Source organism: Flectobacillus roseus, from assembly GCF_030056595.1.
Classification (GTDB): domain Bacteria; phylum Bacteroidota; class Bacteroidia; order Cytophagales; family Spirosomataceae; genus Flectobacillus; species Flectobacillus roseus.
In genome coordinates, this window is sequence record NZ_JASHIF010000021.1 from 32215 (window position 1) to 47216 (window position 15002).

At 38.4% G+C, this 15002-nt stretch carries 12 protein-coding genes; 7 read left to right on the forward strand and 5 right to left on the reverse strand.

Going from position 1 to position 15002, the window contains the following annotated elements; translation table 11 throughout:
• Positions 1 to 253: 253 nt before the first annotated feature.
• Complete coding sequence (locus QM524_RS20490) at positions 254 to 1153, reverse strand: AraC family transcriptional regulator (protein WP_283345985.1); 900 nt, start codon at positions 1151 to 1153, stop codon at positions 254 to 256.
• A gap of 65 nt (positions 1154 to 1218) precedes the next feature.
• On the opposite strand from QM524_RS20490, the gene QM524_RS20495 reads away from it, so the two are divergent.
• The 3 genes from QM524_RS20495 to QM524_RS20505 are packed head-to-tail and all read left to right on the forward strand — an operon-like array spanning position 1219 to position 4074.
• Positions 1219 to 1353 carry a hypothetical protein gene (locus QM524_RS20495; RefSeq protein WP_283345986.1) on the forward strand — a complete coding sequence of 45 codons (135 nt, stop codon included), beginning with the start codon at positions 1219 to 1221 and terminating at the stop codon, positions 1351 to 1353.
• A 31-nt stretch (positions 1354 to 1384) separates the two neighbouring features.
• The gene (locus QM524_RS20500) at positions 1385 to 3100 is read left to right on the forward strand and encodes a GMC oxidoreductase (RefSeq protein WP_283345987.1); all 1716 of its coding nucleotides are present in this window, start codon (positions 1385 to 1387) and stop codon (positions 3098 to 3100) included.
• 59 nt (positions 3101 to 3159) lie between these two features.
• Entirely contained in the window at positions 3160 to 4074 is a 915-nt protein-coding gene (locus tag QM524_RS20505) for a sugar phosphate isomerase/epimerase family protein (RefSeq protein WP_283345988.1), read from the forward strand.
• Between the two features lie 104 nt (positions 4075 to 4178).
• Here QM524_RS20505 and QM524_RS20510 read toward each other — a convergent pair whose 3' ends face one another.
• Positions 4179 to 5027 carry a bifunctional transcriptional activator/DNA repair enzyme AdaA gene (locus tag QM524_RS20510; RefSeq protein ID WP_283345989.1) on the reverse strand — a complete coding sequence of 283 codons (849 nt, stop codon included), beginning with the start codon at positions 5025 to 5027 and terminating at the stop codon, positions 4179 to 4181.
• A gap of 281 nt (positions 5028 to 5308) precedes the next feature.
• Between QM524_RS20510 and QM524_RS20515 the strand changes: the two genes are divergently transcribed.
• Entirely contained in the window at positions 5309 to 5707 is a 399-nt protein-coding gene (locus QM524_RS20515; RefSeq protein ID WP_283345990.1) for a hypothetical protein, read from the forward strand.
• A 183-nt stretch (positions 5708 to 5890) separates the two neighbouring features.
• On the forward strand, positions 5891 to 6307 hold the full coding sequence (locus QM524_RS20520) for an OsmC family protein (protein ID WP_095164279.1): 417 nt from the start codon (positions 5891 to 5893) through the stop codon (positions 6305 to 6307).
• A 337-nt stretch (positions 6308 to 6644) separates the two neighbouring features.
• Here QM524_RS20520 and QM524_RS20525 read toward each other — a convergent pair whose 3' ends face one another.
• Complete coding sequence (locus QM524_RS20525) at positions 6645 to 9362, reverse strand: exo-rhamnogalacturonan lyase family protein (RefSeq protein WP_283345991.1); 2718 nt, start codon at positions 9360 to 9362, stop codon at positions 6645 to 6647.
• Positions 9363 to 9729: 367 nt separating this feature from the next.
• Complete coding sequence (locus tag QM524_RS20530) at positions 9730 to 11154, reverse strand: NADP-dependent isocitrate dehydrogenase (RefSeq protein ID WP_166579582.1); 1425 nt, start codon at positions 11152 to 11154, stop codon at positions 9730 to 9732.
• Between the two features lie 303 nt (positions 11155 to 11457).
• On the opposite strand from QM524_RS20530, the gene QM524_RS20535 reads away from it, so the two are divergent.
• Complete coding sequence (locus tag QM524_RS20535; protein WP_283345992.1) at positions 11458 to 12432, forward strand: L-threonylcarbamoyladenylate synthase; 975 nt, start codon at positions 11458 to 11460, stop codon at positions 12430 to 12432.
• 266 nt (positions 12433 to 12698) lie between these two features.
• Entirely contained in the window at positions 12699 to 13658 is a 960-nt protein-coding gene (locus tag QM524_RS20540) for a sodium-dependent bicarbonate transport family permease (RefSeq protein ID WP_095164270.1), read from the forward strand.
• Between the two features lie 200 nt (positions 13659 to 13858).
• Here QM524_RS20540 and QM524_RS20545 read toward each other — a convergent pair whose 3' ends face one another.
• Positions 13859 to 14782: a LysR family transcriptional regulator gene (locus QM524_RS20545; protein ID WP_283345993.1), complete on the reverse strand. Its 924-nt coding sequence runs from the start codon at positions 14780 to 14782 to the stop codon at positions 13859 to 13861.
• Positions 14783 to 15002: the final 220 nt, after the last annotated feature.

The window sequence follows — 15002 nt, forward strand, 5'->3', positions numbered from 1 at the left end:
TCTTTTGGTTACGGTTGTAAATAAAATATACTTATTATATACAAAAGGGGACATTCTGCATGGATGGGAGCATTTAGTGAATAGGCGGGTGTATTTATTGCATGAAATAATTGGATAGTGGTATGAATCAAATCTTATTTTGATGAGAAAATCAAAATCCTATTAAAACAAAAAGTCATATACTTTGGACTAACTATACCAAGTATATGACTTCTGGAAATGTAAAAATAGGTTATCCGTTTCTGTAAAAAGGCTAACTATACGCTATATGTTTAACCTTAGCTTGGTCCTCCCCTACTGCCTTCCTGTAGTTGATGGGAGAGGTATCAGTATTTTTTTTGAATACTCTGGAAAAATAAAATTCATCCTCAAATCCCAACAGATAGGCAATTTCTTTTACAGATTTGTCTGTTAAATACAATTCCCGTTTGGCCTCCATCATTAATCTTTCTTGAATCAAATCTGAGGGTGTTCTGTCAAAATATTTCTTGGTCAATTTTCCCAATGTTTTCAAACTCACATTCAACTTGTCGGCATAAATACTGGGTGAATGCTCTTTGACAAAAAACTCCTCTATCATCGTTTTGTATTTTTGCAAAATCGAATGATCTGGATTACTATTCTGCGCAATTTGGTCTTCTACCTGAGCTTGATTTTGGGCTTTGTAACGAGTAGTATGAATCAAAAATATTTTCAAATAAGATAAAAGCAGGTCATTTTGGGCTAACTCTTCATGACTTGATTCGTCTTGCATTTGCTTAAATACACTTTCTAGTACGGTACTTTGCTCAGGTGTAATTTCTACAAATGGAGGGGCAAAAAGATTATTGAACAAAACGCCATTGCACGATACTTCTTTTTGATGCTTGAGAATACAAAAAAAATCAGGATGAAAATGCAGTACCTTCATAGGAATGTTCTCTTCACTTTTTTTAATCAAAAAAGGTTGAAAAGGACTAAAGAAGAGTACCGCAGGCGCTGATACGTGATAGATTGATAAGTCTGCCTTCAACTCAACAGAACCTTCCTGAAGATACACTACCGTAAAATAGGGTAATCTTGTAAGTATCGAAAAAAGAGCTTGATTACTCTCTCCAATACTAAACAATCTTTCGGTACTATCGGGACGGGTAATCAAAAATTCAGCATTCATATAGTAAAATTTCGAATCGAGTGTTGAGGATGGTTTGAGATAAAATTCTAACGCCAAATTACGAAATGCAGTTCATAGTCTCCAAATTACAAAAGCCTAAAAACAATACTCGTTTGCTAGACCCTACAGCAAAGGACATACAGAGCGGTAAAAATCAGGAAGTTTTGGCTTTTGTTATCAAGAAAATCATTGACCAATAATTTATACTCAAAAACGCAGCACTTTGGATTTATGAGCTATTTTAATATTGATTCTATAAAAGAACGCACTTTCGATGCCATCGTTATTGGTTCGGGTATAAGTGGTGGTTGGGCAGCCAAAGAACTTACCCAAAAGGGCTTAAAAACGCTTGTGCTCGAACGTGGGCGCGATGTCAAACACGTGGTCGATTATCCGACTACTCTCAAAACCCCTTGGGAGTTTGAGCACCTTGGTACAGTGCCTCAAGAAATCAAAAAAGATTATCAAATTGCCAGCAATCACTATATTTTTAGCGAAAGTACCCTGCATTTTTTGGTTCGTGACGACGAGCAACCCTATATTCAAGACAAACCTTATTCTTGGATACGAGGCTATCAAGTGGGTGGGCGCTCATTGCTTTGGGCACGACAAACCCAGCGCTGGAGTGATTTTGACTTTGAAGGCCCCGCTCGCGATGGCTTTGCCACAGACTGGCCGATACGCTACAAGGATTTAGCACCTTGGTATAGTTATGTCGAAAAGTTTGCGGGTATTACAGGAAACAAAGATGGTCTTGACTATTTACCAGATGGAGAATTTTTACCACCACATGAAATGTCTTGTGTCGAAAAACATTTCAAACAGGTTGTATCACAAAATTACACCAATCGCCATGTGATTATTGGGCGAGCTGCACATATTACTGAGCCAAAGCCTATCCATCTTCAACAAGGTAGAGCCAAATGCCAAAACCGTGTGATATGCGAAAGAGGTTGTCCTTATGGCGGCTATTTTAGTAGTAACTCTTCTACTTTGCCTTGGGCTGAGAAAACAGGTAAAATGACGCTTCGACCTCATTCGGTGGTACATTCTATTATATATGATGAGCAAAAAGGAAAAGCTACAGGCGTGAGAGTCGTAGATGCTAACACCAAAGAAATGATAGAGTTTTATGCCAAAATCATTTTTGTGAATGCTTCTACACTCAACAGTAATATGATTTTACTGAATTCTACCTCACATCGTTTTCCCAATGGCTTGGGCAACGACCATGATGTATTGGGACGATATATTGCTTTTCACACGAGCCGTGGACGTATTTCGGCAGAGTATGATGGCATGCTGGATTCGACTACCGACGGGCGTCGTCCCAATATTAGCTATATTCCTCGTTTCCGAAATGTTTATAAACAAGAAACAGATTTTCTTCGTGGCTATGCGGCTGGTTTTACTGCTTCTCGCTCGCCCATGCAGGATTTTCCCAACGAGCTAGGCGAATCGCTCAAATCACATCTCAATCAACAGCAATTAGGGCCTTGGTCGATTGGTTCGCACATGATGGGCGAAACTATTCCTAAACATGAAAGTACCGTCAGACTCGATTCAATATTAAAAGATAAATATGGTATTCCTCAACTGAGAGCATCTGTTCCTTTCGATGATAACGACGATAAAATGTTAAAGGATTTTCATGAGCAATTAGGTGAAATGTATCGTAAAGCAGGTTTTACCAATATCAAACTCATTGATACACAACGCTTACCAGGTAACGAAAATCATGAAATGGGTGGTATTCGTATGGGTAAAGATGCCAAAACCTCCATGCTCAATGCTTGGAATCAAATGCACCATTGTAAAAATGTATTTGTTACCGATGGTGCTTGTATGACTTCTACCGCCACACAAAACCCATCCTTGACTTATATGGCACTTACAGCACGCGCAGCAGACTATGCTGTAAAACAGTTAAAAGCCTTGAAATTGTGAGTTGGCAATAGGCTTTAGGCGGTATGCATTAGGCAAAAAATACATTAAACTCTTTATCAATGAAAAGACGTCATTTTCTTAAACATTCAAGTGCTGGTCTCTTGACCATTTTAGGAGTTCAGCAAGTCATAGCACAAAAGAAGTATGTGCCCAAACTAGCATTTTCGACTTTAGGTTGTCCAGAATGGTCTTTTGAAAAAATACTCGAATCAGCTGTACAAAATGGCTATCAAGGCATAGAATTACGAGGTATTCAAAAAGATATGGATTTGACGGTTTCGCCACTGTTCAATAGTCCAAGCAATATTCAAAATACGCTTAAGCTCTGCAAAAAAGCTGGTATCTCTATTGTTGATTTGGGTTCATCAACCAATTTACATTGGGCAGATGCAACAAAACGAAAAAGCAATCTGGACGAGGCAAAGAGATTTATCGATTTGGCGGCTACTTTAAACTGTCCTTACATTCGAGTATTTCCGAATGATTTTCCGAAAGAGCAAAGCCGCGAGCAAACGCTTCAAGCCATGATTGAGAACTTGGTCGCTTTGGGAAATTATGCCAAAAATACTTCCGTAAAAGTATTGCTCGAAACTCATGGACAGCTCGTATATGTTGCTGATATTTTACACGTAATCCAAACAGCCAATCATCCACAAGTAGGTTTGATTTGGGACTTTTATAATATGTGGTCGGTTACCAAAGAAAACCCTTCGGAGGTATACGCCCAATTAGCGCCATATATCAAACACGTGCATTTGAAAGATGCCATTACGGAAAATGGGAAAGAAAAATATGTATTGTTTGGCGAAGGAACAGCGCCCGTACAAGAGGTTTTACAACTTTTGAAAAAAGGAAATTATCAAGGGTATTATAGTTTTGAATGGGAAAAGCGTTGGCATCCCGAAATCCAAGAGCCAGAAATAGCAATTCCTCATTTTAGTAAAGCCATAATAAAGAAGCTTAAAGAAGCTTAAAGATGCCTAAATACATGAGTCATCCCGAAGTTTATAAAAACAGTTTTAGACTGTTTAAAAAACTAAGTCCAAGACCAAGTCTTGAACTAGACATTAATCATAAATTAGAGATGACTCAATTCTTGCTTTGATGCCTCCCAGCCTATTATGGCCGATTTGCGAGTTTCGCCCCACATATACCCACCCAATTTTCCTGATTGTTGAATTACGCGGTGACAAGGGATAAGGTAGGCAATGGGGTTGCTTCCTATGGCAGTTCCAACGGCTCTAGCGGCGCTAGGTTTTTGTATCTGTTGGGCAATTGTCCCATAGGTACAAAGTTGCCCCATCGGAATATGTAAAAGTGATTCCCATACCTTCAATTGAAAGTCAGTACCTTTTAAGTGTAATTTTACTTGAGCAATATTTGACCAGTCTTCTGTAAAAATCTTAAGCGCATTTTCCTGAGTTGTATTTTTCCCTTCTGCGATATTGGCATTGGGAAAACTCTTTCTTAACCTTTCTAAAGAATTAGGTTCAGTATCGATAAAGGTCATCTGACAAATTCCCTGTGGCGTCGACGCTACAAACACTTCACCAAAAGGGGTATTTTCAACCGTATATTGTATCGCTAAATTTTGACCCCCATTTTTAAATTCTCCTGGAGTCATTCCTTCTATATTGATAAACAAATCATGCAAACGTCCGCTTCCTGATAGTCCAGCCGCCTCGACTGCATCCATCAAAGACGCATTTTGTTGCAAAACGGATTTGGCATGTCCCAAGCTAATATATTGTAAAAACTTTTTTGGGCTCACTCCTGCCCACTCCGTAAACAAGCGCTGAAAATGAAATGGACTCAGGTGTACCTGCTCGGCAATTTCTTCTAAGCTAGGTTGTTGTTGGTAATGCTCTTGGATATAGTCGATGGCCTGAGCAATACGACTGTAAGCGGTTGGTTCTGGCGTTGTCATACAGAATGAAGTAAAATAAACTAACACAACAAAGATAAAACATCCTTACTAGCGATTCCAACCCGAAAATTGCGCTTTTTCGACTACCACTCATCACGACCCTCAACCGCTCGCCAGAAGGCACTTTTGCGCCATTTTTTATATTAACCGCTTATCTATGGATTCACCCGATTATAGTTTTTCAAGAAAGAATCCTAAAAACTCAGCCTAACTTTGAATCATCAAACAAGACGAAATAACAACAATATTTAAAATATTAACTCTTTAAACTTCTTAAAATCATGAAAACTTTATTCAACATTATCGCATTAGTAGCTATCTCAGCAAGTAGTATTTTGGCAAACCCAACTAACGGTGACGACAACGCTACAAACAGCAATAAAAAATCATTTGCTATCGGAACTTACCGTGGCGCAGGTACTTTGGATCTTCACGTAACAGTGGATAAATTGGAAGGAAAAGCCGTTACAATTTTGGTAAAAGACAAAGAAGGTCGCATCGTAAACCGTGAGCATATCGCCAAATACAAAAGCAATTACCACGGTCGTTTTGACTTTAGTGAAGCAAAAGATGGTCAATATACTATCGAAGTAACTGACGGTAAAGACACTATTTCAAAAACAGTCTCTCTTGAAAACCAAACGTCAACAACCGAATATCGTTTGATGACAGTAGAATAAACAGTCTATAAACTTTTCTTCAAAAGTCCTGCTACCCTTGGTGGCAGGACTTTTTGTTGGAAAATGAGTCATGGTATTTTTGTCCATTCATTAGTGATTTTTATACATTCTTTCAGAAAAATAATTCATGCAACTTTGTCATATCAAAACGATACAACAAAACACAAATAAACCTTAAAGATCATGTTAATTAAAAGAAGCGCTAACGCTCAGTGGATTGGCTCGGGCAAAGCAGGCAAAGGAACTCTTACTTCTCCTAGTGGTGTATTAAACGCAACTCAATACTCATTTAATACTCGTTTTGAAGACGGTATCGGTACCAATCCAGAGGAATTAGTAGGCGCAGCACACGCTGGATGTTTTTCAATGCAATTGGCATTCAACCTTCAGGGTGCAGGCTTTACCGCAGATATTATTGATACTACTTCTGAAGTAGTGTTAGAAAATGGTACAATTACGACCATCAACCTTACTACTAGCGTAAAAGCTGAGGGTTTGGATCAAGCTAAATTTGAGGAATTGGTAAATCACGCTAAAGAAAATTGTCCAATTTCTAAATTATTCAATGCAACTATTACGCTTCAGGCAACATTGCTATAGACTGAATATATTAATACGCTTTAAGCTGTAAGCCGTAGGCATTAGGCAAAAAAGCCTCAATTATTTCATGAGAAATACTAATTAACTTTTAGCCTACAGCATAAAGCCTAGAGCTTAAGGCGGGTAAAATTATTTTAATTTTGCCCACAAACTTATCTAACCACTAAGTATTATTGTTGATTTTAATAGCCTATTTATTAGGCTATTATTTTTTGATACCTTATTCAATAATTTTACATTTTTAGACGTAAAGTATTGCGTCTAAAAATGTAAAATTTATACAAAAATCACTCCCTCAATCTCAATTCACTCAATGTAGTACGGCTCTCACTATCCATTATAACTGATTCCCGATATAGGCTAAACATTGCATAGCAGACAAACCCCACTGTGCTACGGCATTGGTCGAAACTTCCCCTTCTTGGATAGGTTGCAAGACTAATGGCGGATTGATAGGCGTTAGTTTGCTTGATGGCTTTTTAAAACCACCTTCTCCTTTATAAAACTCATCCCATGCTCTTTGCGCTAATTTAGCATCTTTGAGATGATAAGCGGCAAATGCTGTCAATCGGGCGTGACCTTGTGCCAAGTTAAGTTTAAAGGTTTTTCCTAAATAAGCTTTTTGCTCCTCATCCGTACCATTGTATAATTCACAATATTTCAGCCAAGCAGACTTGAATTCTGGCATATCGACAAGGTCGACTAACTCAAAACAGATTTCTGTCAAACCAAAAACTGCACTCAAATGGGATACAGATATTTTGTCGACAGGCTGTGGCGCAAATTTTCCTGTAGCAATTTCCATAATACCCTCCCCATGAAAAAATCCTTTGGGTTGTGTGGCTATGGTACGCATACTATTGAGCAATTTACCCTTAATTTGTTCATTGCCAGTACGTTCCCACTCAGTTAGCCATGCCGAAGCCAATGCCCCCCAGTCTGTACCAAACGACATAGATACGAGCTTTTTATCTGGGTCATTTTGGGGCGGTTTTTGACCAATTTTTCTACCTGGCACTACTTCTCTCAAGGTTTTGTCTCCATTGATTTGCTCTCGCATCAAATCGCCAATGCGCTCATCAGCAGTAAGATAATAGTAAAATCGGCGGTTGGCTGCTGTACTGATTCTCAATTGTTTGGCACTACATCCCCAATGTTGCACATTATGGCGTGAGCCCAAAGGACTAAATCTTCCGATATGATGAACATCCACTTCGCCCGTATGGCGAGTCATGGCTTCTGCCATCGCAAATACGTCTTTATTTCCTGTTCTCAAAAAATAATACCATAACCAAAGGTCCGTCGAAAGTTCGGAGTTGTCCCAAGCAAAACCACCCACATCGTAGCGCCAAACATGACGGTCATTGTCGTAGGTGTGCATAACATCGCCATAATTCCAGAATCCATACCAACGACGTTCTTCTATTTGACGTTGATAATAGTTAAAGTAAAAAGCGAGCTGTTCTTCAATGGCTTTGTGTTTTTCGGAGCTAGCATTGGGCAAACTAATAGCATTACCAAAAACACGAGCCTGAATAAATTGTTCTGGCAAAACCATGAGTCGAGGCGGATTTTCTATGTCTTCCGAAAGTTTACTCAAGGATTCATGCGATGGCGTTGCGGTAAATGTTTGAATAAAAAATTCGCTAGTGCGGGCAGTACCATACGGGCGACCAAATTCGGGCTCATAATCTTCATAGGTAATATCCAAGCCATCTCTTTGTTCTTCAAAAGTGAGTTGCCCCATGCCATCATGATAAAAACGCAAATCCATAGCAGAGGCTTTGGGCGCCCAAAACCAAAGTGTCATTTGGGCAAGGTCTGTCTGCGCCTGACGAATATCGATTTGTGCAGGATAGCTTTGCCAAAAATGCCTAAGTCCCAACGAAAGTCCACCCGTCGGAGTACCTAAATAAGCCAAACCACTTGCTCGCTGACCACTTGCCGACTGAATCCAGCCATAGCCCGCTTTGGTTCTTTTCTGAATATCAAACCCATCACAGGAGCCTTGAAATAAGGTGTAATCGCCAAATGCAGGAATATATTTAAGTAAGTCTTGGATATTTTGCGGTAAGGAATTGACCGATTTTCCTTCAAATTGCGATTGCGTTACGTCTTTTCCTGGATTGCGTCTGAGTCCCGAAAGACCTTGGATAGCTTCGGCAAAAACACCTCCATTTTGTCCTACAAAACGAATATGTCGATTATAGAGAGCTGTATCTTTAAGTAAAGTGTCGAAGCGAAAACCAATCCCTTTGATAAAATCTTGGTTTTCGTTGGCATCATACACAAACGAATGAATGGCACGAATGGAGTCAGAATTTTCGTAAAAATAAAGGCGTAATACGAAAGGTAATAGCTGTTTGCCTTGGGTACTTTGATGAATTCCTTCAACTTTTATCAAGGCTCGAACACTTCCCTGATTTTCTATTTGTACTTTTTGAATGGTACTTTCAAAACCTTGTAATTGTGTATTTTCAGCCCAGTCACCATCAGCTTGGTTTTGTACTTGCAAGATGAGTTTTCCGTTTTGGGCAACTAATTTTTGTTGTGCATGAAAAAGCGATTTAATGATGGTATTACCCTTCTTGGCAATCTCACAACGCATTTTTCCTGTGTCAACGACAATGATATCCTGACTCTCATTGACTTGTAATTTGCCAGCTTGCGGTTTTTGCCCAATTTTAACACGCCAATTTTCGGCTAATTTTTCTTGTGCGCCAATAGCAAAAGCCGACCATTTGACACTACCATCTGGCCAAAATGCCAGCGGCCAAGTTTGGCTATTTTGAACAGTATCGTTTTGTAAAACAGCTAAAGGCGTTTCTCTCTTGACCAATCCTTTCGGCCAAGGGATACCCCATGTGGTGCCTTGCAACGTGCTCGGAGCTTGTCCTGACAGCCAGTGTAAATTTGCTCCTTCGGTGTCTGGAATCAGATTTTTAGTTTGATGTTCCGTAGCTAAAATTTGATGAGAAGCCAATGTTCCAGCAGTGCTTGCTAATAAGGTATTTTTAACGAAATCTCTTCTTGAAACTTGAAATTGTTTTTTCATTATTTATTAGAGGTAAGTATTAGTGCTGAATTGTGAGCATCAGCTCTTTGGTTTTAAATACAAATTACTGAAAATAAAGCCTTTACATTTACAATTCGTAACTCACGATTAAAACTGTACGAAGGGTTCTAAAACTGTCTATTTCGGATATCGGATGTTAGATTTCGGAAGTGTAAGCTTTTATGTTTTGTAAAAATAGAGGTATTTTACTTTATTTCCGAAACCAGAAATCCCAAATCCGCAATTATTGGAAATCCTTCATACAGCCCTAACTCACAATTCACTACTCAAAAAAAATAGCTATCAAAAAATTTCTGATAGCTATCCGTTTTCATACAAGATAGGATGAACAGGTTAGTTCAACTTACTATTGTCCTTGACCTAGTGAATAAGCGGCTTTACCATCAAACTCATATAGGTTTTCTGTTTTAATCACATCTATGCCTTGCGAAATGGCCTTCTCCAACAACGCTGGAATTTGTGCGCTAGAGCCTAGTCCCTTAAATCTACATCTCCAGTGGTCTGTACAAAATGTTTCAGGGAAGCCTTCAGGCCATACCTTGATTCCTCGGTTGGTAATCATACTTAGTTCCAAACCTGCATGATTTAGCTGACTTACTTGCGCTGCCAAATCATCTGCCTGATTACCAGACCAGTGTACAAACAAATCTACTCCAACGATTTCCTTTTTGGCAGGCGCTTTACGCACGTACTTCGGTAAGTACATTTGAGCTCCTTCAGCGTACTCAACGGCTTGAAGTTGCTTAGGTTTTTGACCAAGATTGGCAATAACCGCTTGAGCAAATTCCTTTGTACCAACCTTTTGAGTACTTGTTCCCTCCTGATAGATATCATAAGTATGAATACCGTCCTCGATGGTTTTGAGCCAAGCATTTTGTACCTTTTCCGCTACTTCCATCTGACCAATATGTTGTAGCATTAAGATGGCACCTTGCAATAACCCTGATGGATTAGCTACATTCTGACCAGCTCTTCGTGGTGCAGAGCCATGAATCGCTTCAAACATGGCACATTCCTCACCGATGTTGGACGAACCAGCCAAGCCTACCGAGCCTGCTATTTGTGCGGCAATGTCTGATAGTACATCACCATAAAGATTTGGCACCACAATTACATCGAAAGCCTCAGGCGTATCAGCCATTTTTGCTGCTCCAATATCAATAATCCAGTGTTCATTTTCAATTTCTGGATACTCCAGAGCTATTTCGTCGAATACCTTATGGAACAATCCGTCGGTTTGCTTCATGATATTGTCCTTGGTGAAGCAAGTTACTTTTTTACGTCCGTTATGCTTGGCATATTCAAAAGCATAGCGAACAATTTTCTCACAACCCGGGCGACTGATGAGTTTAAGACACTGTACAACTTCGTCGGTTTGTTGGTGCTCAATACCTGCATAAAGATCTTCCTCATTTTCGCGGATAATCACAATATCCATCTTAGGGTGCTTGGTATCCACAAACGGATGCAGACTTAAACAAGGGCGAACATTTGCGTACAAGCCCAAAAACTTACGAGTGGTTACATTAAGACTCTTATAGCCCCCTCCTTGTGGAGTAGTAATGGGTGCTTTTAAGAATACTTTGTTTCGGCGTATAATATCCCACGACTCTCTAGCGATACCCGAGGTATTACCAGATAAATACACCTTTTCACCAATGTCAATTGTCTCGATTTCAATTTTTGCTCCTGCGGCAAGAATGATTTCTAGAGTGGCATCCATAATTTCTGGTCCGATACCATCTCCTTTTGCAACTGTAATTTTTGTCATCTGTGTTTGTGTTATGCTTTGTTTACGACACAAAGTTGAAGCAATATTTTCATAAGTTTTTATTTATGTTAAAAATAAAACACATAAGTATTATTTATGAATAACAATTTTTCAATCAACGAATAATTTTTTCTCAATATTTAAAATATTCATTATCAATTACTTGCAATAAATTAAACATTTTAGAATGTCATTAAAAATTAATATGTATAAATATTCTAAATGTTTAAAATATTATATATAAATAAAAACTTATGATTATTTAAGTTCAATTTTGTAGTCAAATATTAAAACACATACAAAATGATACTTTCAACTTCCGTACAATTAGCAAAGACATATTTAGAAAAAGGCGGCGTCATAGGACTCCCAACAGAAACCGTTTATGGTTTGGCAGGAAACATCTGGGATCAAGAAGCCATCAATAAAATATTTACTATAAAAGAGCGTCCTAAAAATCATCCATTGATTGCGCACGTAGCTCATTGGGAACAGGTGGAAAGTATTGCTAGTGATATTCCAGTGAAGGCTCAACTGTTAGCCGAAAGATTTTGGCCTGGTCCATTGACTATGATTTTATCGGCAAAACCAACTATTCCCTCAGAAGCAATTGCTGGTTTGGGTACAATTGCCGTTCGAATGCCAGAGCATCCTTTAGCATTAAAATTACTTTCGACAATTCCATTCCCATTGGTTGCTCCAAGTGCTAATCCATTTGGGAAGATTAGTCCTACCTCTGCCATGCATGTATTTTCTTATTTCAAAGGAAAAATACCCCTAACACTCGATGGTGGAAATTGCAAAGTGGGGCTCGAATCTACCATTATTGGGTTTAAAGATGATGCCGTAGTAATCTATCGTCAAGGAATTATCAGTAAGGATGATATCCTTGAGGTGCTTCCCAACACGGCTGTGTATTATGATATAGACAACCAAAGTAATTACCCTGGTAGTCACCGATCTCATTATGCCCCAAAAACACCCCTAATCATCACCGAGTCTTTTGAAGAAACAGTCAAGAAATATGTAGATAAAAAGATAGGTCTACTCACTATGGGGACTAGCGGAGTGGATTTTTCAAGTAGTGCTGAAGTTCGCAACTTAAGCAAAACCGAGGATCTAAAGGAGGCTGCTTCTAACCTCTATGCTCAGTTGCATGAACTGGATAATCTTAATTTAGACGTAATTGTGGTCAAGCTTTTCCCTACGACTAATTTGGGCATAGCTCTTAACGATAAATTATTTAGAGCGTCAAGCCAATTTGACCAAAATGCTTAAAACGAACTAAATCAGTAGTTAAAATTTAATCCACTTGATAATCAGACGGTTAATTTTAAGTATGAATGTAAAATAAAATTGCATTAAGTAATCGTGCAAAGTTTTGTGTTTTAGGCAACAGGCACTAGGCAAAGAGTGTTAAAATGTTTTTTAATAACCACAGCCATGCATTTTTCCAAAGCCCACCGCCGAAAGCCGTTACCTGAAAGCCCAAAGCTCAACAGTTGAATTTTATTTTGCCCACTCACTTAACTAATTATTATTTCATGAATTCCAACTTACTATTAGAGAACTTATCTAATCCAGCACTGCTATTTTTTGTTTTGGGAATTGTATCAGTGATGCTAAAAAGTGATTTGAAAATTCCCTCCAATTCTTCCAAGTTTATTTCATTGTATTTGTTATTTGCGATAGGCTTCAAAGGAGGTCAAGAACTTTCGCACGAAACCTTCAATAGTCAAATTATTTGGGTTATGCTAACAGGTATATTTATCTCGGTGGCAATACCATTTTACACATTTTTTATTCTTCGGAAAAAATTAAATATCTACGATGCAGGCGCTACTGCGGCGGCTTATGGTTCGGTAAGTGCTGTAACTTTTGTGACTGCGGTGTCGTATCTCGAAACACATCATTTACAAATACATGGGTACATGGTTGCCACTATGGCACTGATGGAATCACCAGCCATTATCGTAGGATTGCTATTAATTTCGGTATTTGGGAAGGACATTCATCAAGGTATTCAGAAAAAAGAGGCATTTAAACACTCGTTAACTAATGGAAGTGTTCTGCTAATTTTGGGAAGTTTGATTATTGGTTATTTGGCTAATGCCAAACAAGCAGAAGGTATTAAACCATTTACTAATGATTTGTTTAAAGGCTTTCTGGCGATATTTTTATTAGATATGGGAATATCAAGTGGGAAAAAATTGACATCCTTCTTTTCTTACGGTTGGTTTCCCATCATTTTTGCAGCGATTATTCCACTAGTCAATGGATGTTTGGTGGGATGGGTAACAGGATTTTTTTGCGAACATACTATTGACCGTTTCATTTTGGCGGTTTTGGCAGCGAGCGCTTCTTACATTGCCGTCCCTGCTGCCATGAAAATCTCAGTACCTCAAGCAAACCCTGGACTTTACTTGCCTATGACCTTGGCTATTACTTTTCCTATCAATATCACGATTGGATTACCTATTTACTTCGGAATAGTATCGATGTAATTTTGAATGGTGAATTAGTGCTTTACGAAGGATTTTCAATAATTGCAGATTTGGGATTTCTGATTTCGGAAATAAAGTAAAATACCTTTATTTTTTACAAAACATAAAAGATTACACTTCCGAAATCCAACATCCGATATCCGAAATAGACAGTTTTAGAATCCTTCGTACAGTTCTGATTCACAATTCACCATTCAAAACTAATACTTATTGCACCAATCAAATTTTTCCTGAATAATTCGATCTTTTTCTTGATGGATAAATTCTAAGAAAGCTTTTGCTACAGGCGAAAAGTTCTTGCCTTTCATCCAAATTAGGTGCCAAATACTTTGAATAGGAAATCCTTTGACAGGAATAATTTGAACATCGCCCATCGATAATTCATTTTTAAGACCAATCAAAGGCATAACCGAATATCCCAAACCTGCCAAAACCGCTTGTTTTACCGCTTCATTGGAAGTCAATTCCATTTTTTTATGAATAGGAAGCATATTGGCCTGCACAAATTTCTCCATCACATGTCTGGTTCCTGAACCTTGCTCGCGATATATAAGGGGTAAAGTTCCCAAAACAGAGGTATCGTAGAGTTTCCTCTCAAAAGCTTGGCGTGTATTCCCAACTAAAAATAGTTTATTGGGCATGAGTTCAACCTTTTCAATTTGTAGGTGGTCGGGCAATACCGATACCAAAGAAAAATCTACGTCGTTTTGTTCGAGACTTTCCACTACCTTCACTTTGTTGGTAACATCCAATTTTAGTTCAATTCCGTCATGTTGACTCATGAAGTCATTCAGAAAATACGGAATGACATACTTTCCTGTAGAAACAACAGATATTTTGAGTTGACCCACCAATTGCCCTTTAAAGGCGGCTGTTTTATGGTTTATAGCATATACTTCTGATAGAATTCGTTCAGCAGCAATGGCAATTTCTTTTCCAAAATCTGTAATAAACAACTTACGACCAACCACTTCTGTAAGCGGAATAGCGAATTGGTCTTGTAAGTTTTTTAATTGTATAGAAACAGCGGGCTGACTCAAATGTAATTCCTCAGCGGCTTTTGTCACGCTTTTGGTTTTACTAATCATCAGGAACACCTGCAATTGATGTAATGTATAATTCATAGAGATAGCTATAATGATTCAAGAAAATCCTAAACAAGTAAGGACATAAAATCAAATTTAGTAAAAGTAATAGTCAATATAAAATTGTGCCATTAATCAGAGATACGTCTCCACAGACACATCTGTTATTATAAAGATACTTCCAAAATATTATAGCCATAGGTTGTTTAAACGCATTTTGATAGCTTGTCATGGTAGGCAATGCTATTACTAGGATAAC